19 protein-coding genes are annotated in these 21,050 nt (G+C 60.8%); 9 read left to right on the top strand and 10 right to left on the bottom strand.

Annotated elements, in window-relative coordinates:
• The first annotated feature begins 3 nt into the window (after positions 1-3).
• Positions 4-1,155, top strand: a complete 1,152-nt coding sequence (locus PMI01S_RS14570; RefSeq protein ID WP_084320701.1) for an acyl-CoA dehydrogenase family protein — start codon at positions 4-6, stop codon at positions 1,153-1,155.
• A 124-nt stretch (positions 1,156-1,279) separates the two neighbouring features.
• Here the strand turns inward: PMI01S_RS14570 and PMI01S_RS14565 are convergent, their stop codons facing one another.
• From PMI01S_RS14565 to PMI01S_RS14540, 6 genes are all read right to left on the bottom strand, one after another.
• Complete coding sequence (locus PMI01S_RS14565; RefSeq protein WP_084320700.1) at positions 1,280-2,053, bottom strand: enoyl-CoA hydratase; 774 nt, start codon at positions 2,051-2,053, stop codon at positions 1,280-1,282.
• Between the two features lie 123 nt (positions 2,054-2,176).
• Positions 2,177-3,304: an acyl-CoA dehydrogenase gene (locus tag PMI01S_RS14560; RefSeq protein ID WP_084320699.1), complete on the bottom strand. Its 1,128-nt coding sequence runs from the start codon at positions 3,302-3,304 to the stop codon at positions 2,177-2,179.
• 101 nt (positions 3,305-3,405) lie between these two features.
• Positions 3,406-4,599: an acetyl-CoA C-acyltransferase gene (locus tag PMI01S_RS14555; RefSeq protein ID WP_084320698.1), complete on the bottom strand. Its 1,194-nt coding sequence runs from the start codon at positions 4,597-4,599 to the stop codon at positions 3,406-3,408.
• A 12-nt stretch (positions 4,600-4,611) separates the two neighbouring features.
• Positions 4,612-5,373, bottom strand: coding sequence for an SDR family NAD(P)-dependent oxidoreductase (locus PMI01S_RS14550; RefSeq protein ID WP_084320697.1), 762 nt, complete (start codon positions 5,371-5,373; stop codon positions 4,612-4,614).
• A 16-nt stretch (positions 5,374-5,389) separates the two neighbouring features.
• Positions 5,390-7,054, bottom strand: coding sequence for an AMP-binding protein (locus PMI01S_RS14545; RefSeq protein ID WP_084320696.1), 1,665 nt, complete (start codon positions 7,052-7,054; stop codon positions 5,390-5,392).
• A 250-nt stretch (positions 7,055-7,304) separates the two neighbouring features.
• On the bottom strand, positions 7,305-8,321 hold the full coding sequence (locus tag PMI01S_RS14540; protein ID WP_084320695.1) for an AraC family transcriptional regulator: 1,017 nt from the start codon (positions 8,319-8,321) through the stop codon (positions 7,305-7,307).
• A gap of 231 nt (positions 8,322-8,552) precedes the next feature.
• Here PMI01S_RS14540 and efeU point away from each other — a divergent pair, with 231 nt between their 5' ends.
• The 4 genes from efeU to efeO (PMI01S_RS14520) all read left to right on the top strand — a co-directional run bounded on the left by efeU (position 8,553) and on the right by efeO (PMI01S_RS14520) (position 12,858).
• The gene (gene efeU, locus PMI01S_RS14535) at positions 8,553-9,392 is read left to right on the top strand and encodes an iron uptake transporter permease EfeU (RefSeq protein ID WP_084320694.1); all 840 of its coding nucleotides are present in this window, start codon (positions 8,553-8,555) and stop codon (positions 9,390-9,392) included.
• Positions 9,393-9,490: 98 nt separating this feature from the next.
• Complete coding sequence (gene efeO / locus PMI01S_RS14530; protein WP_084320693.1) at positions 9,491-10,693, top strand: iron uptake system protein EfeO; 1,203 nt, start codon at positions 9,491-9,493, stop codon at positions 10,691-10,693.
• A gap of 17 nt (positions 10,694-10,710) precedes the next feature.
• On the top strand, positions 10,711-12,009 hold the full coding sequence (efeB, locus tag PMI01S_RS14525) for an iron uptake transporter deferrochelatase/peroxidase subunit (RefSeq protein ID WP_084320692.1): 1,299 nt from the start codon (positions 10,711-10,713) through the stop codon (positions 12,007-12,009).
• A gap of 24 nt (positions 12,010-12,033) precedes the next feature.
• Positions 12,034-12,858: an iron uptake system protein EfeO gene (gene efeO / locus PMI01S_RS14520; protein WP_084320691.1), complete on the top strand. Its 825-nt coding sequence runs from the start codon at positions 12,034-12,036 to the stop codon at positions 12,856-12,858.
• Between the two features lie 140 nt (positions 12,859-12,998).
• On the opposite strand, the gene pssA is transcribed toward efeO (PMI01S_RS14520), so the two are convergent.
• A complete protein-coding gene (pssA, locus tag PMI01S_RS14515) occupies positions 12,999-14,342 on the bottom strand; it encodes a CDP-diacylglycerol--serine O-phosphatidyltransferase (protein ID WP_084320690.1) in 1,344 nt (447 codons plus the stop codon).
• Positions 14,343-14,559: 217 nt separating this feature from the next.
• On the opposite strand from pssA, the gene PMI01S_RS14510 reads away from it, so the two are divergent.
• Both PMI01S_RS14510 and PMI01S_RS14505 read left to right on the top strand, forming a co-directional pair.
• Positions 14,560-15,123: a TetR/AcrR family transcriptional regulator gene (locus PMI01S_RS14510; protein WP_084320689.1), complete on the top strand. Its 564-nt coding sequence runs from the start codon at positions 14,560-14,562 to the stop codon at positions 15,121-15,123.
• 56 nt (positions 15,124-15,179) lie between these two features.
• The gene (locus tag PMI01S_RS14505; RefSeq protein ID WP_008152708.1) at positions 15,180-15,656 is read left to right on the top strand and encodes a nuclear transport factor 2 family protein; all 477 of its coding nucleotides are present in this window, start codon (positions 15,180-15,182) and stop codon (positions 15,654-15,656) included.
• A 117-nt stretch (positions 15,657-15,773) separates the two neighbouring features.
• Here the strand turns inward: PMI01S_RS14505 and sfnG are convergent, their stop codons facing one another.
• Positions 15,774-16,865, bottom strand: coding sequence for a dimethylsulfone monooxygenase SfnG (gene sfnG / locus PMI01S_RS14500; protein ID WP_084320688.1), 1,092 nt, complete (start codon positions 16,863-16,865; stop codon positions 15,774-15,776).
• A 343-nt stretch (positions 16,866-17,208) separates the two neighbouring features.
• Here sfnG and PMI01S_RS14490 point away from each other — a divergent pair, with 343 nt between their 5' ends.
• Together PMI01S_RS14490 and PMI01S_RS14485 are read left to right on the top strand one after the other, a co-directional pair.
• Positions 17,209-18,450 (top strand): acyl-CoA dehydrogenase family protein, encoded by a 1,242-nt coding sequence (locus PMI01S_RS14490; protein ID WP_084320687.1) that lies wholly within the window; start codon positions 17,209-17,211, stop codon positions 18,448-18,450.
• Positions 18,451-18,645: 195 nt separating this feature from the next.
• A complete protein-coding gene (locus PMI01S_RS14485; protein WP_084320686.1) occupies positions 18,646-19,425 on the top strand; it encodes a TSUP family transporter in 780 nt (259 codons plus the stop codon).
• Here the strand turns inward: PMI01S_RS14485 and nudC are convergent.
• Positions 19,393-20,223: an NAD(+) diphosphatase gene (gene nudC / locus PMI01S_RS14480; protein ID WP_084320685.1), complete on the bottom strand. Its 831-nt coding sequence runs from the start codon at positions 20,221-20,223 to the stop codon at positions 19,393-19,395. The two genes, PMI01S_RS14485 and nudC, sit on opposite strands and share 33 nt — an antisense overlap.
• 7 nt (positions 20,224-20,230) lie before the next feature.
• Positions 20,231-21,043 (bottom strand): crotonase/enoyl-CoA hydratase family protein, encoded by an 813-nt coding sequence (locus PMI01S_RS14475; RefSeq protein ID WP_084320684.1) that lies wholly within the window; start codon positions 21,041-21,043, stop codon positions 20,231-20,233.
• Between the last annotated feature and the right edge of the window lie 7 nt (positions 21,044-21,050).

Raw genomic sequence — 21,050 nt, 5'->3', positions numbered from 1 at the left:
GCCATGCACGATATCGAATTGAGCGAAGAACAAGTCATGATCCGCGACATGGCCCGGGATTTTGCCCGCGGCGAAATCGCGCCCCACGCGCAAGCCTGGGAAAAGGCCGGCTGGATCGACGATGGTCTGGTGGCGAAGATGGGCGAACTGGGGCTCCTGGGCATGGTGGTGCCCGAAGAATGGGGCGGTACCTATGTTGATTACGTCGCCTACGCGCTGGCGGTGGAAGAAATTTCCGCTGGCGACGGTGCCACGGGCGCACTGATGAGCATCCACAATTCCGTGGGCTGCGGACCGGTCATGAACTACGGCACCGACGAACAGAAACAGACCTGGCTGCCGGATCTGGCCAGCGGCAAGGCCATCGGCTGCTTCTGCCTGACCGAACCACAAGCCGGCTCCGAAGCGCACAACCTGCGCACCCGTGCCGAACTGCGCGACGGCCAGTGGGTGATCAACGGCGCCAAACAATTTGTCAGCAACGGCAAGCGGGCGAAACTGGCCATCGTGTTTGCCGTGACCGATCCAGACCTTGGCAAGCGCGGTATTTCAGCATTTCTGGTGCCCACCGATACCCCCGGTTTCATCGTCGATCGCACCGAACACAAGATGGGCATCCGTGCTTCCGATACCTGTGCGGTGACCCTGAGCAACTGCACCATTGCCGAAGCCAATCTGCTCGGCGAACGCGGTAAAGGCCTGGCCATTGCGCTGTCCAACCTCGAAGGCGGACGCATCGGCATCGCCGCGCAGGCGTTGGGCATTGCGCGTGCCGCGTTCGAGGCGGCGCTGGCCTACTCCCGTGATCGCGTGCAGTTCGACAAGCCGATCATCGAGCATCAAAGCATCGCCAACATGCTGGCCGACATGCACACACGCCTGAACGCGGCGCGGTTGCTGATCCTGCATGCCGCGCGGTTGCGCAGTGCGGGCAAGCCGTGTTTGTCAGAGGCTTCGCAGGCCAAGCTGTTTGCGTCGGAAATGGCGGAGAAGGTCTGCTCGTCGGCGATGCAGATCCATGGCGGGTATGGTTATCTGGAGGATTACCCGGTGGAGCGTTATTACCGGGATGCGCGGATTACGCAGATTTACGAAGGGTCGAGCGAGATACAGCGGATGGTGATTGCCCGGGAGCTGAAGCATTACCTGGTGTGAAGCTTTAAAAGCTTAAAAGCATCGCGAGCAAGCCCGCTCCCACATTCAATCGCGTTCCCTCAGGAGAAATGCGGTCAAATGTGGGAGCGGGCTTGCTCGCGAAAGCGTCCGTGAAGACGCTACATTACTTCCCGACGAACTCCGCCTCACGCTTGGCAATAAACGCCGCCATTCCTTCCTTCTGATCCTGCGTCGCGAACGCCGCATGGAACACCCGACGCTCAAAGCGCACGCCTTCCGACAAGCTCACCTCAAACGCGCGGTTGACGCTTTCCTTGACCATCATCGCAATCGGCAACGACTTCTTGGCGATCAGCGCCGCGACTTTCAGTGCTTCCTCCAGCAACTCATCCGCCGGCACGATCCGCGCGACAATCCCGCAACGCTCCGCTTCCACCGCATCGATCAAACGCCCGCTCAGGCACATTTCCATCGCCTTGGCTTTACCGACTGCGCGCGTCAGGCGCTGGGTGCCGCCCATGCCCGGCAGCACGCCGAGGTTGATTTCCGGTTGACCGAACTTCGCGTTGTCACCCGCCAGGATGAAATCGCACATCAACGCCAGTTCGCAGCCGCCGCCCAAGGCAAAACCGTTAACGGCGGCAATGATCGGCTTACGGCGGTTAGCCACGCGATCACTGTCGCTGAACAGATCATCGAGGTAGATCTGCGGGTACGTCAGCTCGGCCATTTCCTTGATGTCGGCACCGGCGGCGAAGGCTTTTTTCGAGCCGGTCAGCACGATGCAACCGATGTTCGAATCGGCTTCCAGACCATCAAGGGCGTGGTTCAGTTCGCTGACGATCTGCGCGTTCAGCGCGTTCAGCGCCTGCGGACGGTTCAGGGTGATCAGGCCGACACGGCCGTGGATTTCCAGCAAAATCGTTTCGTAACTCATAAACAACTCCTGTTTTGCATAACGCTTGATCCCCCGTAGGAGCTGCCGAAGGCTGCGATTTTTTGACTTTGATTTTCAGGATCAAAAGATCGCAGCCTGCGGCAGCTCCTACAGAGGTTCTTTTTAGAGACTGCGCGAAATGACCATGCGCTGAATATCACTCGTGCCTTCGTAGATCTGGCACACCCGCACGTCGCGGTAAATCCGCTCCAGCGGGAAGTCGTTCAGGTAACCGTAACCACCGAGGGTTTGCAACGCGGCAGAGCAGACCTTTTCAGCCATTTCCGAGGCGAACAGCTTGGCCATGGAGGCTTCGACCAGCGCCGGTTTACCGCTGTCACGCAACGCTGCGGCGTAATGCACCATCTGCCGGGCGACGGCAATCTGGGTCGCCATGTCCGCCAGGCGGAACGCGACGGCCTGGTGTTCGATGATCGGTTTGCCGAAACTCTCGCGCTCACGGGCGTAATCCCGAGCCGCTTCAAACGCGGCGCGGGCCATGCCCACCGATTGCGAGGCGATGCCGACGCGGCCGCCTTCGAGGTTGGCCAGGGCAATCCGGTAGCCTTCACCCTCCTCGCCCAGCCGGTTGGCCACCGGCACTTTGACGTCTTCGAACAGAATCTGGCAGGTGTCGGAAGCGTGCTGGCCGAGTTTGTCTTCGACGCGGGCGACTTTATAGCCCGGCGAATCGGTCGGCACGATCAGCGCGGTGATCCCGCGTTTGCCGGCACTCGGGTCCGTCACCGCAAATACGATCACCACCCCGGCGTTCTGCCCGGAGGTGATGAACTGCTTGCAGCCGTTCAACACGTAATGATCGCCTTCGAGACGTGCACGGGTTTTCAAACCGCTGGCATCGGAACCGGCTTGCGGTTCAGTCAATGCGAAAGCGCCGAGCATCGCACCGCTGGCCAGCGGTTTGAGGAAGCGCTCTTTCTGATCGTCGTTGCCGTAGTTGAGGATCGGCACGCAACCCACCGAGTTGTGCACGCTCATGATGGTCGAGCAGGCGCCATCGCCGGCGGCGATTTCTTCCAGGGCCATGGCGTAGGCCAGGTAACCGGTGTCACAACCGCCCCACTGCTCCGGCACCAGCATGCCGAAGAAACCCAGTTCGGCCATCTCGCCGATGGCTTCCTTGGGGAAACGGTGCTCGCGGTCCCATTCGGCAGCGAACGGTTTCAGCCGTTCCTGGGCAAATTGCCGGGCCATGTCGCGGATCTGTTGTTGGTCGTCATTGGGAATCATGGTGAATCCTTAAAAAGGTGATTGCCCTTGTAGGAGCCGGCTTGCTGGCGATGGCGATTTCAAGGACGCCATCGCCAGAAAGCCGGCTCCTGCAGGTCAGATCAGTACAGGCATTCCACGGCCATCGCCGTCGCTTCACCGCCACCGATGCAGATCGCTGCAACACCGCGTTTCAGGCCTTTCTGGCGCAAGGCCGAGAGCAAGGTCACCAGAATCCGCGCACCGGACGCACCGATCGGGTGGCCCAGGGCGCAGGCACCACCGTGAACGTTGAGTTTCTCGTGGGGGATTTCCAGGTGGGTCATCGCCGCCATGCCAACCACGGCGAACGCTTCGTTGACTTCGACCAGATCGACGTCGTTCAGCGACCAGCCGGTTTTCTTCATCAGCCGCTTGATCGCGCCGATCGGTGCCACCGGGAACAGACCAGGCGTGTCGGCGAATGCCGCGTGACCATGGATCACCGCAAGCGGTTTCAAACCGCGTTTTTCAGCTTCGGAACGGCGCATCAGCACCAGCGCCGCCGCACCATCGGAAATCGAACTGGAGTTGGCCGCTGTAACGGTGCCACCTTCACGGAACGCCGGTTTCAGCGAGGCGATCTTGTCCAGTTTGGCTTTCGGTGGCTGTTCGTCATTGCTGATTACCACCTGTTCTTTGCCGACGGTCACGGTCAGCGGCACGATTTCGTCCTTGAAGCTGCCGTCCTTGATCGCTTGCTGCGCGCGGGTGGTCGACGCGATGGCAAACGCATCCTGGGCTTCGCGACTGAAGCCGTTGGTTTCAGCGCAATCCTCGGCGAAGGTGCCCATCAGGCGGCCCTTGTCGTAGGCGTCTTCCAGGCCATCGAGGAACATGGAATCGAGCACACGACCGTGGCCCATGCGGTAACCGCTGCGGGCGCGGTCCAGCAGGTACGGCGCGTTGGACATGCTTTCCATGCCGCCGGCGACGACAACATCGGCGCTGCCGGCGATCAGCATGTCGTGGGCCAGGATGGCCGCTTCCATGCCGGAACCGCACATCTTGTTCAGGGTGGTGCAGCGGGTCGATTTATCCAGCCCGGCGCCCAGTGCCGCCTGACGGGCCGGGGCCTGGCCGAGGCCGGCGGGCAGCACGCAGCCGAACAGCACTTCTTCAACGGCATCCGGCGCCACACCGGCGCGTTCAACAGCTGCACGAATGGCGGCAGCGCCCAGTTGTGGCGCGGTCAGGCTTTTCAGTTCGCCCTGGAATCCACCCATCGGGGTGCGGACGGCGCTGACGATAACAATGGGATCGTTGGAAAGGGTCATGACAAATCCTCCTTACTTGGCGGCCATGCGCAAGGCACCGTCGAGACGGATTACCTCGCCATTGAGCATGCTGTTTTCAATGATATGCCTGACCAGCGCGGCATACTCGCCCGGTTTGCCCAAACGTGGCGGAAACGGCACGCCAGCGGCTAGGGAATCGCGAACTTCCTGGGTCATGCCGGCCATCATCGGCGTCTCGAAAATGCCCGGAGCGATGGTCATTACACGAATACCGAAGCGCGCCAGTTCACGGGCGGCGGGCAAGGTCAGGCTGACAATCGCGCCTTTGGACGCGGCATAAGCCGCCTGGCCGATCTGTCCGTCGTAAGCCGCAGCCGACGCGGTGTTAATGATCACCCCGCGCTCGCCATCGGCATCCGGTTCGGTTTCGGCGATGGCCGCCGACGCCAGACGCAGCATGTTGAAACTGCCGATCAGGTTGACGTTGATCACCTGGCTGAAACTGGCCAGCGCATGCGGGCCGGTCTTGCCGAGGATCTTCTCGCCACGGACGATGCCGGCACAGTTGACCAGACCGTTGAGACCGCCGAAAGCTTTGACTGTCGCCTGCACCGCCGCTTCAGCTGCCGCTTCGTTGCTGATGTCCGCCACCACGCTTTGCGCCCCCAGACGTTCGGCCTGAGCGGCAACAGCGTCGGCGTTCATGTCCACCAGCATCACTTTGGCGCCGGCCGCGACCAGCATTTCAGCCGTGGCCGCGCCGAGCCCGGAGGCACCGCCGGTGACGAGAAAAACCTTGTTTTCGATCTGCATCGTTGTTTCCTTGGATTCAAGCTGAAACGTTCTTCGCCGCGGCCTCTTGAGCCTTGGCGATTTCCTGGTTGCGCAAGATAAAGCGCTGCAATTTGCCGCTTGGGGTTTTCGGCAACTCGCTGACAAATTCGATTTCACGGGGGTACGAGTGCGCGGCCAGACGCTTGCGCACATGCTGACGCAGTTCTTCGGCCAACTCCGGTGCGGCACGGTATTGCGCGCTGAGCACGACGAACGCTTTGACCAGCTCGGTGCGCTCCGGGTCGGGCTTGCCCACCACCGCCGCTTCGACCACGGCCGGGTGTTCGATCAACGCGCTTTCCACGTCGAACGGGCCGACGCGGTAGCCGGAGGTGGTGATCACGTCATCACTGCGGCCGACGAAGCTGATGCTGCCGTCCGGGTTCCACTCGACGGTGTCGCCACTCAGGTAATAGTTGCCGACGAAGGCCTTGGTGGGCGCACCCTCGTAACCGGCGAACCAGCACATCGGCGACTGAGTGCGGTCGATGGCCAGGATGCCTGGCTGGCCGACGCCCAACTCCTTGTTCTCGGCGTCGAGCACCACGATGCGGTGGCCCGGCGAAGCAAAACCGGCGGCGCCCATGTGAATCGGATGTTCAAGGCCATGGTGATTGCACAGGACCATGCCCAATTCGGTCTGGCCGTAATGGTCATGAATCACCACGCCGAGGTTGTCGGCGAACCAGCGGATCACTTCCGGATTCAACGGCTCGCCGGCGCTGCTGACGATGCGCAGCTTGCCCTTGATCGATTTCGCGAACTCGTCACCACCGGCAATCAGCAAGCGATAGGCCGTCGGTGAACCGGTGAGGTTGGTAATCCCGTATTTGTTGATCACCCGGCAAGTGCTTTCGAGGGTGAACGGACCATCGTAAAAAGTGATCGGATGCCCCATCGCCATCGGCCCGGTAACCCCGAAATAGATGCCGTAGGCCCAACCCGGGTCGGCGACGTTCCAGAAGGAGTCTTCCGGGCGCAGGTCCACGGCGTCACGGGTGTAGCTCTGGAAGGCGACGATGGCCTTGAGCGGCACGGACAATGCTTTCGAGGGACCGGTGGTGCCCGAGGTGAACATCAGCAGGAACGGGTCTTCGCCGGTCAGCAGCACCGGTTCGCACTCGGGGGAATAGTTGGCCAGTTCGGCCCAGAAGCTGAAATCGCCACGGACAATGCCCTGGCCTTTCGCGCCGCCGACGGTGACGATGGTCGGGCAGTCGGCGACTTCAGCGAGTTTGGAGCGGTTGACCGCATCGGTCACCACCAATTTGGCGCCGGAACTGCTCAGGCGATGCTCGATCGCTTTGGGGCCGAACGCGGTGAACAGCGGCTGATACACCGCGCCGATGCGCCAGGTGGCAAACACGGTGATCAACAGTTCGATATTGCGCGGCAAGAGGCCGGCGACCTTGTCGCCTTTCTTCACGCCTTGGGCCAGCAGGAAGTTGGCGAAACGCGCAGCCTTGTCCTGCAGGTCGCTGAAGGTATACGTCGCGCTGGTGCCGTCTCGGCCTTCCCAGAACAGCGCGATGCGGCCTGGCAATGCATGCCGGTCGCAACACTCGACGCAGGCATTGAGGGCCGTCAGGTTGCCCGCGAGTGCGGCGTCGACGGTGTGCTGATAATTGAACTGTGACGTGGCAGACAAGTAATCGCGCATTGCCAGAATCCCTGTGTATTTTTATTAGGTTGGGGGAACCGTAACCAACAGGGAAATACTCGCTCCGCGCGGGGGGTGGGGCAATGGTCAAAGCTATCAAGTTGTCTGACTGGTTTGGCCAAGGTTTGAGAGGTGTGGTGCCTGGACAGATGCCATCGCCAGCAAGCCGGCTCCTACAGTTTGGAACGCATTCCCCTGTAGGAGCCGGCTTGCTGGCGATGACGGCCGCCCAATCACAACAAAACCCGGCTCAGCTCGCTTCGTTCAGAATCAAACTCCGGTAATGCCCCGGATTCGACCCCGACCACTTACGAAACGCCTTGTAGAACGAACTCGCATCGGCAAACCCCAGCCGCGTGGCGATTTCGGCAAAACTGATACTCGGTTCAGCCAGCCAGACGATGGCCAATTCCTTGCGCACGCTGTCCTTGAGCCCCTGATACGTCTGCCCCTCTTCCGCCAGCCGCCGACGCAGGGTCGAGGCCGACATGCACAGTTGTTGCGCCAGAGGTTCAGTCTCCGGCCACTGTTCGGCGGGCAACTGCCGCAAATCGTGCTTGATCCGGCTCGCCAGGCTCTCCGGGTCGCGGTACTTGACCAGAATGTTGGCCGGCGCATGGGCCAGGAATCGCTTGAGTTCTTCGGCGCTGCGCTTGATCGGCAAATCCAGGCACTCGGCCGAGAAGATCATCCGGGTGCGCGGCCGGTCGAAACGCAGGTTTTCGGAGAACATCACCTGATAGTCGTCACAGAAATCCGGCTGCGGGCAGCGCAACTCGATGGCCAGAATCGGAATCCGTCGCCCCGCCAGCCAGCAGGCCACGCCGTGAACGATCATCCAGTAGGTGAAGTAGGTAAAGGCGCGACGCGGGTCCTGGTCGTCTTCCAAAAGCACGATCTCCGCCAGACTTTGCTGGCGAACCAGCTGCGCGGGCAAGTGTTCGAGCATCAACGACAGAAACCCCAGCCCTGAGGTCAGGCCAGCAGCGAGGCTCGGCTGGACCATGGAGCAGCGGCACAGAAACGCCAGACTGCCGGATTTGAGCTTGCGCGGGTCCATGCCAAAAAATTCATCGTCCCGACGCCGGGCCAGCAAGCGCCAAAGCCGTGCGTACGAGGTGGCCGGCACTCGGGCCGTGGACGATTCGAGCAGCGCCGGATCGATGCCGACCTTGTTCAACACCTCGTCGGTGGCAGCACCCGGGGCGCAACTTTGCAACAGCGCTTCACGCACCAGTTGAATGGAGATGGTGTCTTTTTCCGACATTACGCAGAGAGTGCCGTGTTGTTATCAGTGGTGCGCATATTAGCCCGATAAGATCAAAAGATCGCAGCCTTCGGCAGCTCTTACAGGGTATGCATTTCAAATGTAGGAGCTGCCGAAGGATGCGATCTTTTGATCTGTTCAGCTTAGGTTCAGGTAAATGTCAATGATTGCCATTTGGGAATGAGTGTCATTATGTTACAAATTAGCACCCTAATTCCGAGACGGTGCTGAATGCTTGTTCCTTTTCTGATCATGCTGCGCGAAGGCATTGAGGCTGCATTGATCGTTGGCATTATCGCCAGCTACCTCAAGCAAACCGGCCGCGGCCAGTGGATGCCCGCCGTATGGATTGGTGTATTCCTCGCCGCTGCACTGGCCCTGTTGGTGGGCGGGGGCCTGGAGCTGGTCAGCGCCGAATTTCCGCAGAAACAACAGGAGCTGTTTGAAGGTGTGGTCGGCCTGGTCGCGGTCGGCATCCTCAGTTCCATGGTGTTCTGGATGCGCAAGGTGGCGCGTTCGATCAAGCATTCGTTGCACGTCTCCCTCGATCACGCATTGACCGGTTCCAGGCATCAGGTGACAGCGCTGATTGCCATGGTGTTTTTCGCCGTCGCCCGGGAAGGCCTGGAAACGGTGTTCTTTCTGCTCGCGGTATTCCAGCAAAGCGAAGGTCCGGCCGCACCGATCGGTGCCCTGCTCGGCCTGATCCTGGCGATCATCGTCGGTTTCCTGATCTACACCGGCAGCATGCGCCTGAACCTCGGCGCGTTCTTTCGCTGGACCGGTCTGTTCATCCTCGTGGTGGCCGCCGGCATTCTCGCCAACTCGGTGCAGGCGCTGCATGAAGCCGGGGTCTGGAATCACCTGCAAACCGTGCTGTTCGATTTCAGCGCCACGCTGCCGATGGACGGCCCGCTGGGTTCGGTGCTGGCCGGCATGTTCGGGTATCAGGATGCCCCGACTGTCAGCACCCTCGGCGCTTATCTGATTTACCTGGTGGTGGCGCTGGCGATGTTCTTCATGCCCGCCCCGCCCCCTTGCAGGAGCGAGCTTGCTCGCGATGGTCGTTAACGATAACGCGCAAAACCAGATGTACAGCGGCGCCTGTGGTGTTTTCGCGAGCGACTTCGCGCCCACAGGATTGTGATTTCCAGTCAGTAAGGGCACCCATGCCAAATCAAGTTCCTCCTCCTCAGGCCTCCCCTCCCCGCGCCTTGCGCTGGGCGGTGGCCGGTTCGGTGATCGTGATGATCGCCGCCGGCGGCCTGTTCTACTACGCCTCGAAAATGGCCGCGGCCAAACGCCAGAGCAACCATGACGAAGTGCTGGTGACCATTCACCCGCACAGCTGCGAACCGAATGCGTTGACGGTGCCGGCCGGTCGCGCCAGTTTCCGCATCGTCAACCGCTCGGACCGTGCCGTTGAATGGGAAATCCTCGACGGCGTGCTGGTGGTCGAAGAACGGGAAAACATCGCGCCCGGCCTGAGCCAGGTGATCAACGCCAACCTGTTGCCCGGCGATTACGCGATCACCTGCGGCCTGCTGAGCAATCCGCGCGGCACACTGCACGTGACGCCAACCGCCGCTTCCGATGCCGCGGCCAAAGCCAAACCGGCGATGGTCGCTTTCGTCGGGCCATTGTCGGAATTCCGCGTTTACCTGAGCAGCCAAAGCACTGCGCTGATCAAAGCCGTCACCGCGCTCGAACAAGCCATCGAGGCCGGCGACCTGAGTCTGGCGCAAGCGTTGTACATCCCGGCCCGCACCGCGTATCAGCGCATCGCCCCGGCGGCACAGCGTCTCGCCGAACTCGACAACACGATCGACGCCCGCGCCGATTACTTTGAAAAACGTGAGCAGGATCCGGGCTTCAGCGGTTTCCATCGCCTCGAATATGCGTTGTTCCAGCAACGCTCCCTCGACGGCCTGACACCGCTAGCCCAGCGGCTGCTGACCGATGTCACCACGCTCAAGCAACAACTGCTCGCCCAATCGCTGCCGCCGGAACAACTGGTCAGCATTGTGGTGCGCAACCTCAACAACCTGGGGGACGTGCGCGCCAGCAGCGGTGAAGAAGAACGCTACAGCCACATCGACTTGAACGGTTTCGCCGGCAACCTTGACGCGGCCCGCAAAGTCGTCGACCTGTTGCGCCCGCTGCTGACCAAGTCCGCCGCCGACCTGCTTCCAACCCTCGACAACGCCCTCGCCAGCCTTGATGCCGAACTCAACGGCTTCAAGGTCGAGAACGGCTACGCGAGCTACGACAGCGTCAGCACCGAACAGCGTAAACAGATCGCCGACAAGGCCAAGGCGCTGGCCGACGCACTCGACGGCATCGATCCCGCCCTTGGCCTTTCCGGCCTATAGCAGAAGACGAACTTCAGATGAACGATTCAGAGCAATTCAACCTTCAACGGCGTCGGGTATTGATGGGCATGGGCGCCGCCGGCGTGGCCCTCGCCGGTTCGGCCTTGAGCTGCCCGGCCATGGCTGCCAGCCCCGCGCAAGTCACCGAAGCGCCGAGCAGCGACAAGACCGAGGACCGCCACGACTTCCACGGCCGGCACCAGAGCGGCATCGTCACCCCGCGCCCTGCGTCCGGCATGCTGGTGTCGTTTGATGTGTTGGCCAGCGACCGCGAAGACCTGGAGCGGCTGTTCCGCACGCTCAATGAACGCATCGCGTTCCTGATGAAGGGCGGTCCGGTGGCGCAGGTCGATCCGAAACTGCCGCCGGTGGATTCAGGCATTCTCGGCCCGGTGGTGACCCCGGACAACCTGACCATCACCGTGTCGGTCGGCGAATCGTTGTTCGACGAGCGCTTCGGCCTGGCGGGCGCCAAACCGAAACGGCTGAGCCGCATGGTCGGTTTTCCCAACGATGCGCTGGAAGCCGATTGCTGCCATGGCGACCTGAGCTTGCAGTTCTGCGCCAACACCACCGACACCAACATCCACGCCCTGCGTGACATCGTGAAAAACCTGCCGGACCTGCTGCTCGTACGCTGGAAACAGGAAGGCAGCGTGCCGCCGCAAGCGCCGGCGAAACCCGGTGTGCCGGCGCAGAGTGCACGCAATTTTCTGGGCTTTCGCGACGGATCGGCCAACCCGGATTCCAACGACGCCAAGGCCATGGACAGTATCGTCTGGGTCCAGCCCGGCAGCGACGAACCGGCCTGGGCGGTGAATGGCAGCTATCAAGCGGTGCGGATCATCCGCAATTTCGTCGAACGCTGGGACCGCACGCCGCTGCAGGAACAGGAAAGCATTCTCGGCCGGATCAAAAGCACTGGCGCGCCCATGGGCGGTGCCCATGAAACCGAGGTCCCGGACTACGCCAAAGACCCGCAAGGCAAGCTGACCAAACTCGACGCCCACATTCGCCTGGCCAACCCGCGCACCGCCGCGACCCAGGCCAACCTGATCCTGCGCCGGCCGTTCAATTATTCCAACGGCGTGAACAAGAACGGTCAGCTGGACATGGGGTTGTTGTTCATTTGCTACCAGGCCGACCTGGAAAAAGGCTTCATCACCGTGCAAACCCGGCTCAACGGCGAGCCGCTCGAGGAATACCTCAAGCCGGTCGGCGGCGGCTATTTCTTCACCCTGCCGGGTGTGACGGGCGACCAGGATTTCATCGGTCGCTCGCTGCTTGACGCCGCATCCCCAAAAACAACCGCCTAACCACCTCCCACACGGAACCGTCCCATGAAGAAGTCGCCACTCGCGTTACTGCTGACCCTTGGCTTGCTCAACACCCCGTTTTCGGCTTTCGCGGCGACGGCGCCGCTGGAGCTGGTGGGGCCGATTTCGGACTACAAGATCTACGTCACGGAACAACTGGACGAACTGGCCAGCCACACTCAGAAATTCACTGACGCCGTGAAGAATGGCGACCTCGCCACCGCGCAAAAACTCTACGCACCGACCCGGGTTTACTACGAGTCCATCGAGCCGATCGCCGAACTGTTCAGTGACCTCGACGCGGCCATCGACTCCCGTGTCGACGATCACGAAAAAGGTGTGAAGGCCGAAGACTTCACCGGTTTCCACCGCATCGAATATTCGCTGTTCTCCGAGAAAAGCACCAAGGGCCTGGGCGAACTGGCCGATGGTTTGAACAAAGACGTCAAAGACCTGCAAACCCGCGTGGCCGGCCTGACCTTCCCGCCTGAGAAAGTGGTGGGTGGTGCTGCGGCGCTGTTGGAAGAAGTGGCGGCGACCAAGATCTCCGGCGAGGAGGATCGCTACAGCCACACCGATCTTTACGACTTCCAGGGCAACATCGACGGCGCGAAGAAAATCGTCGACCTGTTCCGTCCGCAGATCGAGAAACAGGATGCGGCGTTCATTGCCAAGGTTGACAAGAACTTTGCCGCGGTCAACAAGACACTGGCCAAGTACAAAACCAAGGATGGGGGTTTTGAGACTTACGACAAGGTGAAGGAAGGCGACCGCAAAGCGCTGGTTGGGCCGGTGAATACGTTGGCTGAGGATTTGTCGACGTTGCGTGGGAAGCTTGGGTTGAACTGAGTTTTTGTAGCGTTTGAGCGGGCCCCTTCGCGGGCAAGCCCGCTCCCACAGGTTTTGCGGCGTCCACAACACTTGTGATCACCGCCTATCACTGTGGGAGCGGGCTTGCCCGCGATGGCGTCAGTAGCCGCAATACAAAATCAAAGAATGCGGTACAGCAACCGCTCGATCCGCACCCGGCTCACCCGCTTGAGAAACTTGGCCACCGCCGCCGGGTAATCCGGCAGGGTTTCCAGATCCTGATACCGCTCGATGCGCGTGGTGTGCTGGAAGATCTCCGCCAGCTCACTGCGACGCGACGCCAGCAATTCCCCTTTCGGATCATCAATCAGCAACGCGTTTTCCAGATCGAGGCGGAATGCTCGCGGGTTGAGGTTGTTGCCGGTCAGCAAGGTGTAACGCTGATCGATCCACATGCCTTTGAGGTGATAGGTGTTGTCGCCGTCCTTCCACAGGTGCAGGTTCAACTGACCGCTGTCGACGCTGCGATGATGACGCTTGGCGAAGCGGCGCAGGCTGATCTCATAGAGGTACGGCAATGCCGCGATCACCTTGAACGGCTCGCTCGGCGGGATGTAGAAATCGTTGGCGGTCTTGTCGCCGACCACGATGTCGATCTTCACGCCACGTGCCAATGCCCGGTTGATTTCCCGGGTCACTGCCAGCGGCAGATTGAAGTACGGCGTGCAGATCGTCAGTTGATGCTGGGCGCTGGCGATCAATTCGCAAATCACCCGGCTCAGCGGGTTGTTCTTGCCTACCCCGAGCAAGGGGCTGACCGACAAACCGTCCTTGGCCGTGCTGCCCGTGGTGGTGTCGTACGCTGCGTGTTTCAGGCGGCTGCGCAAGTCGCCGATGTCATGGCGCAGGCTGCGGGTGGTCGGCAGGTTCGGCAGGTCGAGGCGGTGTACCGCTTTCGAGGCGATCAGACCGTGCTGGACCAGGTGCTGCATCGAATCGGCCAGCGCGCTGTTCTGCAGCAGGTGATAACGGTCGTAGCGATATTTGTCGAACTTGTGCAGATAGACGTTATTGAGACTGGCGCCGCTGTAGATCACGCAGTCATCAATCACGAAGCCTTTCAGATGCAGTACGCCGAACAGCTCGCGGGTCTGCACCGGCACGCCGTACACCGGCACAACGCTTTCGTGGGTGCGCGTGATTTCCTGATACCACGCCGAGTTGCCCGGCTGCTTGCCGGCACCGATCAAGCCACGCTGGGCGCGCAACCAGTCGACGACCACCACCACGTCCAGTTCCGGACGCGCCCGTTTGGCGGCGTGCAAGGCATCGAGAATTTCCTGGCCGGCTTCATCCTGTTGCAGGTACAGCGCGACGATGTAGATGCGCTGGGTCGCTGCAGCGATTTTTTCCAGCAGGCAACGACGGAACTCGGCAGCGCCTGAGAGGATGGTGACGGCATCGGCGGTCAGCGGAAAACTGCGCAGTTTGGGCAGCAGAGAGCGTTTGAAAAGCGACGGCATAGGGCTCGCAAATGGGTCGAATCCGGAGAGTTTGAGAGCTTACACCATCGGTTGGTTCGGGTCTTGTCGGTGTCTGTGATGGCCCCTTCGCGAGCAAGCCCGCTCCCACATTTGAAAGACAATCCCCCTGTGGGAGCGGGCTTGCTCGCGAAGGCAATTTCATTAACGAAGAAAATCCTTCTTGACCAAGGAGAACGATCGTTCTACTGTACGCCACATGAACGAGATCACAAGCAACGACACACGCGACATCATTCTGGATGTCACCGAAAAGTTGATCTACAAAAGTGGCATCGCTGCCACCGGCATGGATCTTCTGGTGAAAACCGCCGGCGTCTCCAGAAAAAGCATTTACCGCTACTTCGCCAACAAGGAGGAGCTGACCGTCGCCGCCCTGCAACGGCGCGATGTGCGCTGGATGCACTGGTACAGGAGCGCCGTCGACCAGGCCGAAACCCCGGCCGATCGCCTGCTCAACCTGTTTACCGTGCTCAGGACCTGGTTTGACTCGGAAGGCTTCCGCGGCTGCGCCTTCATTAACACCAGCGGTGAAACCGGCGACCCGCAAGACCCGGTTCGCCTGGTCGCCAAAGAACACAAACAGAAGCTGCTCGACTACGTGCGCGAGCTCTGCACCGAACATGGCGCCAAAGACCCGGAGACGCTGGCCAGACAGCTGCTGATCCTGATCGACGGTGCCATTACCGTGGCGCTTGTCATGGGTGATCACAGTGCCGCCGATAATGCGCAATGCATGGCGCGAAAGTTATTGGACCTGTAACACTTTAACCAAGCCCGACAACTTGCTTGAACGTTAATTTGATAGGGAGACTTTAAATGTCTAACGCCGAAGTTCGTCCGCCATTGCCGCCTTTTACCCGCGAGTCCGCCATCGAAAAAGTTCGCCTGGCCGAAGACGGCTGGAACTCTCGTGACCCGGAACGTGTGTCTCTGGCCTATACCCTCGACACCAAATGGCGTAACCGCGCCGAATTCGCCTATAACCGTGAAGAAGCCAAAGGTTTCCTGACCCGCAAATGGGCCAAGGAACTGGACTATCGGCTGATCAAGGAACTCTGGGCCTTCACCGGCAACCGCATCGCCGTGCGTTACGCCTACGAATGGCACGACGACTCGGGCAACTGGTTCCGTTCCTATGGCAACGAAAACTGGGAGTTTGACGAGAACGGCTTGATGGCCAACCGGTTCGCCTGCATCAACGATATGCCGATCAAGGAAAGCGACCGCAAGTTCCACTGGCCGCTGGGTCGTCGGCCTGATGATCATCCAGGGCTGTCCGACTTAGGCCTGTAAACACATCTCCCCCTGTAGGAGCCGGCTTGCTGGCGATAGCGGTCATCCAGTCGACATCATCGTTTACTGACAAACCGCTTTGCCAGCAAGCTGGCTCCTACAGGGGTTTTGTGGTGTTCAGGCGACGGCGGCGTGTTTCACGCCCGCCTTCGCCTCCAGCTCCCGCACCAACGGCAACACCCGCTTGCCGAAATACTCCACCTCTTCCTGAAAGTGCAGGAACCCCGCCAGCACCAGATCCACACCCACCGCTTTCAACGCCACAATCCGTTCGGCAATCTGCAGCGGCGTGCCGATCAGGTTGGTCTTGAAGCCGTCGTTGTATTGCACCAAATCTTCGAAAGTCGATTTGGCCCAGTTGCCCTCGCCTTCCGGTGACGCCCTGCCCGCCTGCTTCGCCGCATCGCCAAAGGCGTTCACCGCGTTCGGATCGGCCTGATCGATGATCTGCGCCAGCACGGCCCGCGCCTCTTCTTCGGTGTCACGGGCGATCACAAACGCGTTCACCCCAATCTTCACCGCATGATTGTTTGCAGCGGCCTTGACCCGGATATCGTCGACTTGCGCCTTGATGCCTTCGGGGGTGTTGCCGTTGGTGAAGTACCAGTCCGACACCCGCGCCGCCATGTCTCGCGCCGCGCGGGAGCTGCCGCCCTGGAAAATTTCCGGTTGCCCCAGTGGTTTCGGTTTGAGGCTGTAGTTGTCGAAGCGGTAGAAGTCGCCACGAAAGGTGAAATTGTCCTGGCTCCAGATGCCTTTGAGTGAACGAATGAATTCTTCGGAGCGGCGATAACGCTCATCGTGTTCCAGCCAGTGTTCGCCGATCGCCTGGAATTCACCTTTGAACCAGCCGCTGACGATATTCACTGCCACCCGGCCGTTAGTCAGTTGATCGATCGTCGCCAGTTGCTTGGCGGCCAGCGCCGGTTGCCAGGGACCGGGCAGGATCGCGGCGATGACTTTCAACTTCGTCGTGGCGGCCAGTAGCGCGTGGCTGAAGGCAACCGATTCATGCTGGTACTCGGCACCGTACCCGGCGGTGAAGCGGATTTGCGTCAGGGCATATTCGAACCCCGCTTCCTCGGCCAGTTGCGCCAGTTTGCGGTTGTAGTCGATGCCCCAGTGGGTCCGTTGCTCGATCTTGCTGACCACCAGCCCGCCGCTGACATTCGGCACCCAGTAGGCAAATTTGACGGCTTGCTGACTCATTAGCGTGTCCTCGGGACGTTGGGAAGTTCTTGGGTGAGAGCAGCAACCGTGCCAGCGTGGTGAGACGACAATCTTGTGCCTGGCGAAAACCCTGTGGGAGCAGGCTTGCTCGCGAAAGCTGTGGGTCAGCCGACGTCAACGTTGAATGTGAAACCGCATTCGCGAGCAAGCCCGCTTCCACAAAGATTTGGGTGTGTCTGGGCAATTTGTTGTTGTGCTGTTGGTACGGCAACAGTTCAAGCGACTTCTGAATCCAAACCCCCAGCAAAACCCGGCGGCCTCTACCCGGCACGGACCGTGCAATCCCCCTCGGCACTAACTGCCGATCCAAGGAGCTGCCCCCATGACCGAACACCAGGTAATCAACCCACTGTCCATTGGCACCGACTATGAAGCGCTGGCCGCGAGATTCCGGCCGGTTTTCCAGCGCATTGCCGCCGGGGCCGTTGAGCGCGAACAGTCGCGCAACCTGCCTTTCGAACCGATTCAATGGCTCAAGGAAGCCGGGTTCGGCGCGGTGCGCGTGCCGGTCGAATACGGGGGTGGCGGCGCATCCCTGCCACAGTTGTTCGAGCTGCTGATTGAACTGGCCGAAGCGGATTCGAACGTACCTCAAGCGCTGCGCGGGCATTTCGCGTTTGCCGAGGATCGCTTGAACGCCACGCCGGGACCGGCCCGGGATCTCTGGTTCAAACGCTTCGTCGAGGGAGATATTGTCGGTTGCGCCTGGACAGAAATCGGCAGCGTGGCCATCGGCGATGTGATCACCAAAGTCACGCCCCATGGCGATCGCTGGCGACTCACCGGCGAGAAGTTCTATAGCACCGGCAGCCTGTTTTCCGACTGGATCGATGTCTACGCCCAACGCAGCGACACCGGTGGCGACGTGATTGCAGCGGTCCGTACACGCCAACCGGGGATCGTGCAAAGCGATGACTGGGACGGTTTCGGTCAGCGCACCACTGGCAGCGGCACGTCGCGGTTCATCGATGCCGAGGTGGACGCCGAAAACGTGATCGACTTCGCCACCCGCTTCAAATACCAGACGGCGTTTTATCAACTCGTCTTGCTTGCCACGCTTGCCGGGATCGGGCGCGGCGCGTTGCGTGATGTGGCGCATCAGGTGCGGGAGCGCAAACGCATTTACAGTCATGGCAACGCACCGCGCGCCAGTGAGGATGCGCAGGTTCAGCAGGTGGTCGGCGAAGTGGCGGCGTTGGTGTATGCCGCCGAAGCCAGTGCCCTGAAGGCCGCGCAGCCGGCGCAAAGGGCTTATCTGGCACGGTTTTCGGGGGATGAGGCGCTGGAACGGGCAGCGAATGTCGCCGCCGAAATCGAATCGGCGAAAGCGCAGGTGGTGGTTTCGGCGTTGATTCAGCGGGCGACCACCGAGCTGTTCAATGCGCTGGGAGCGTCGGATATTCGCGAGGGTAAATCCCTGGATCGGCATTGGCGCAATGCGCGGACGGTGTCGTCGCACAATCCGGTGATCTATAAGGCGCGGATTGTCGGGGATTGGGCGATCAACGGAACTGAGCCGCCGTTTGTGTGGCAGATCGGCAATGGGCCTGCCCGTAAAATCTGAACCCGAGCCCTGTAGGAGCTGCCGCAGGCTGCGATCTTTTGATCTTGCCCCTCAAAAACAAGATCGAAAGATCGCAGCCTGCGGCAGCTCCTACAAGGGATTGGGTCAGTGCGGTCGCCGCCGAAGTTGGATATAGGTAAGATATCGGCCCTTCCCCGCAGCCCCTTGCTGCACCCCGCCGAATAAGCCGATTCCATGCCTTTCGAACTCAGCGTTGACCTCACCACTCTGGCCATTCTGGCCGTTGTCGCCTTCATTGCCGGTTTCATCGACGCCATTGCCGGCGGCGGCGGTCTGTTGACCACCCCGGCGCTGCTGACCGCCGGCCTGCCGCCGCATCTGGTACTGGGCACCAACAAACTCAGCTCGACCTTCGGCTCGGCTACCGCGAGTTTCACCTTCTACCGGCGCAAGCTGTTCCATCCCCGGCAGTGGGTGCACGCCATTGTCGGCACGCTGGTCGGCGCGTTGACCGGTGCGGTGGTGGCGCATTACCTGCCCGCCGAGTGGCTGAACAAGATGCTGCCGGTGATTGTGTTCGCCTGCGGTGTTTATCTGTTGTTTGGCGGCACGCCGAAAGCGCCGCTGGACAGCGACGCGCCGATCAAGAAAAAGTGGCTGTCGACCCAAGGCTTCAGCCTGGGTTTCTACGACGGCGTGGCCGGCCCCGGCACCGGCGCGTTCTGGACCGTCAGCAGCCTGCTGATGTACCCCATCGATCTGGTGAAGGCCAGCGGCGTGGCCCGCAGCATGAACTTCGTCAGCAACATTGCGGCGCTGTCGGTGTTCATATTTTCCGGGCAAGTGGACTGGATCATCGGCCTGTGCATGGGCCTGTCGGTGATGGTCGGTGCATTCTTCGGCGCCCGCTCCGCCATAAGCGGTGGCGCCAAGTTCATTCGTCCGGTGTTCATCACCGTGGTGCTGGGCCTGACCGTGCGGCTAGCCTGGCAACACTGGTTCAGCGTGGCCTAAACGCCGCGCCACATAAACGTCGATCAGGTAACGGGCAATCGAGCGTGACGCCGGCAACGGCGGCAGCTCGTGCACGTTGAACCACTGGGCGTCCTCGATCTCGTCTTCCTGACAGACAATCTCGCCACCGGCGTACTCGGCATGAAACCCGAGCATCATCGAGTGCGGGAACGGCCAGCACTGGCTGCCCATGTACTGGATGTTCTTGACCTCGATCTGCACTTCCTCGCGTACCTCGCGAATCAGGCAGTCTTCGGCCGATTCGCCCGGCTCGGCGAACCCCGCCAGCGTGCTGTAGACCCCGGTGACAAAACGCGGTGAACGCGCCAGCAGGACTTCATCGCCACGGGTGATCAGCACGATCATGCTCGGCGAAATGCGCGGGTAATAACGCAGGTCGCACGGTTCGCAGTACATCGCCCGTTCCCGGAAGACTTGCTTGGTGGCCTGCCCGCAATTGCCGCAAAAGCGGTGCTCGCGGGCCCAGGTACCGATTTGCGCGGCATAACCCAGCACCTTGTAAACGGCATGATCACCGTCGAGCATGAATGCCCGCAGGCCTTTCCAGCCGCAGCCCGGCACTTCGCTGTGACTGCGCAGTTCCAGCAGGTACACCGGCTCGCCATCCAGGTGGCCTATGCCATGCTCGGCAAGAATCGGCAGGTCCTGACGCTTGAGCCATTCGCGCGGGAACAGCGCGCCATTGTCATCGAACAGAAAGCCTTCGGGGCTGCGCGCAACGGCCCAGCCGCCCGGTTGATCGGTGTCCAGTACTGCGGTGGTCCAGCGTGAAGTCATTTTTCAATCAATCCAGAAATTCGGGTTTCTGTTTGCTCAAATGGGCGGCCATGGCCACGCGCATATCATTGGATTGCAGCATGGCGGCGTTCCAGGTGGCGACGTATTCGAGGCCGTCGTCAATGCGATGGTCACGCATGTAGCTGATCATCTCCTTGGTGCCGGTGACCGCAATCGGCGACTTGCTGGCGATGTCGCGGGCAATGCCCATGACGCCGTCGAGCAGGCTGGCGGTGTCGCTGTAGACACGATTGACCAGACCGATATTGCGCGCTTCCTCGGCGCCGAATGAGCGACCAGTGTAAGCCAGTTCACGCAGCATGCCGTCACCGATGATCCGCGGCAAGCGTTGCAATGTGCCGACGTCGGCGGCCATGCCGAGGTCGATTTCCTTGATCGAAAATTGCGCGTCTTCGGTGGCGTAGCGCATGTCGCAAGCCGAAATCAGGTCGATGGCGCCCCCCAGGCAATAACCTTGAATCGCGGCAAGTACGGGCTTGCGGCAGTTGTCGACCGCGTTGAAGGACGCTTGCAGCCTGAGGACCGTGCGGCGCAGCAGGCGCGCGTTGCGCCCCACGTCCTTGCCCAGCTCATTGGCCACGCCGGCCAGCATCATCAGGTCGATACCGGACGAGAAGTGTTTGCCGGCGCCACTGAGCACCACCACCCGCACTTCGTCGGTGTCGTCGATCCACTGGAAGATCTCGATGATCTCTTTCCAGAACGCAGCGTTCATCGAATTGATCTTTTCCGGGCGATTGATTTGCACATGGGCAATTTTATCGGCCAGTTCGACGGTGAACGCAGTGTACTGAGACATGGCAGTG

It is taken from the genome of Pseudomonas migulae NBRC 103157, assembly GCF_002091715.1.
Lineage (GTDB): Bacteria > Pseudomonadota > Gammaproteobacteria > Pseudomonadales > Pseudomonadaceae > Aquipseudomonas > Aquipseudomonas migulae_A.
This window is presented reverse-complemented; position numbering and strand designations above follow the sequence as displayed.

Coding starts and splice junctions, on each gene's coding strand:
- PMI01S_RS14570 (WP_084320701.1), top strand. CDS start 4: ATGCACGATATCGAATTGAGCGAAGAACAAGTCATGATCCGCGACATG.
- PMI01S_RS14565 (WP_084320700.1), bottom strand. CDS start 2,053: ATGAGTTACGAAACGATTTTGCTGGAAATCCACGGCCGTGTCGGCCTG.
- PMI01S_RS14560 (WP_084320699.1), bottom strand. CDS start 3,304: ATGATTCCCAATGACGACCAACAACAGATCCGCGACATGGCCCGGCAA.
- PMI01S_RS14555 (WP_084320698.1), bottom strand. CDS start 4,599: ATGACCCTTTCCAACGATCCCATTGTTATCGTCAGCGCCGTCCGCACC.
- PMI01S_RS14550 (WP_084320697.1), bottom strand. CDS start 5,373: ATGCAGATCGAAAACAAGGTTTTTCTCGTCACCGGCGGTGCCTCCGGG.
- PMI01S_RS14545 (WP_084320696.1), bottom strand. CDS start 7,054: ATGCGCGATTACTTGTCTGCCACGTCACAGTTCAATTATCAGCACACC.
- PMI01S_RS14540 (WP_084320695.1), bottom strand. CDS start 8,321: ATGTCGGAAAAAGACACCATCTCCATTCAACTGGTGCGTGAAGCGCTG.
- efeU (WP_084320694.1), top strand. CDS start 8,553: ATGCTTGTTCCTTTTCTGATCATGCTGCGCGAAGGCATTGAGGCTGCA.
- efeO (WP_084320693.1), top strand. CDS start 9,491: ATGCCAAATCAAGTTCCTCCTCCTCAGGCCTCCCCTCCCCGCGCCTTG.
- efeB (WP_084320692.1), top strand. CDS start 10,711: ATGAACGATTCAGAGCAATTCAACCTTCAACGGCGTCGGGTATTGATG.
- efeO (WP_084320691.1), top strand. CDS start 12,034: ATGAAGAAGTCGCCACTCGCGTTACTGCTGACCCTTGGCTTGCTCAAC.
- pssA (WP_084320690.1), bottom strand. CDS start 14,342: ATGCCGTCGCTTTTCAAACGCTCTCTGCTGCCCAAACTGCGCAGTTTT.
- PMI01S_RS14510 (WP_084320689.1), top strand. CDS start 14,560: ATGAACGAGATCACAAGCAACGACACACGCGACATCATTCTGGATGTC.
- PMI01S_RS14505 (WP_008152708.1), top strand. CDS start 15,180: ATGTCTAACGCCGAAGTTCGTCCGCCATTGCCGCCTTTTACCCGCGAG.
- sfnG (WP_084320688.1), bottom strand. CDS start 16,865: ATGAGTCAGCAAGCCGTCAAATTTGCCTACTGGGTGCCGAATGTCAGC.
- PMI01S_RS14490 (WP_084320687.1), top strand. CDS start 17,209: ATGACCGAACACCAGGTAATCAACCCACTGTCCATTGGCACCGACTAT.
- PMI01S_RS14485 (WP_084320686.1), top strand. CDS start 18,646: ATGCCTTTCGAACTCAGCGTTGACCTCACCACTCTGGCCATTCTGGCC.
- nudC (WP_084320685.1), bottom strand. CDS start 20,223: ATGACTTCACGCTGGACCACCGCAGTACTGGACACCGATCAACCGGGC.
- PMI01S_RS14475 (WP_084320684.1), bottom strand. CDS start 21,043: ATGTCTCAGTACACTGCGTTCACCGTCGAACTGGCCGATAAAATTGCC.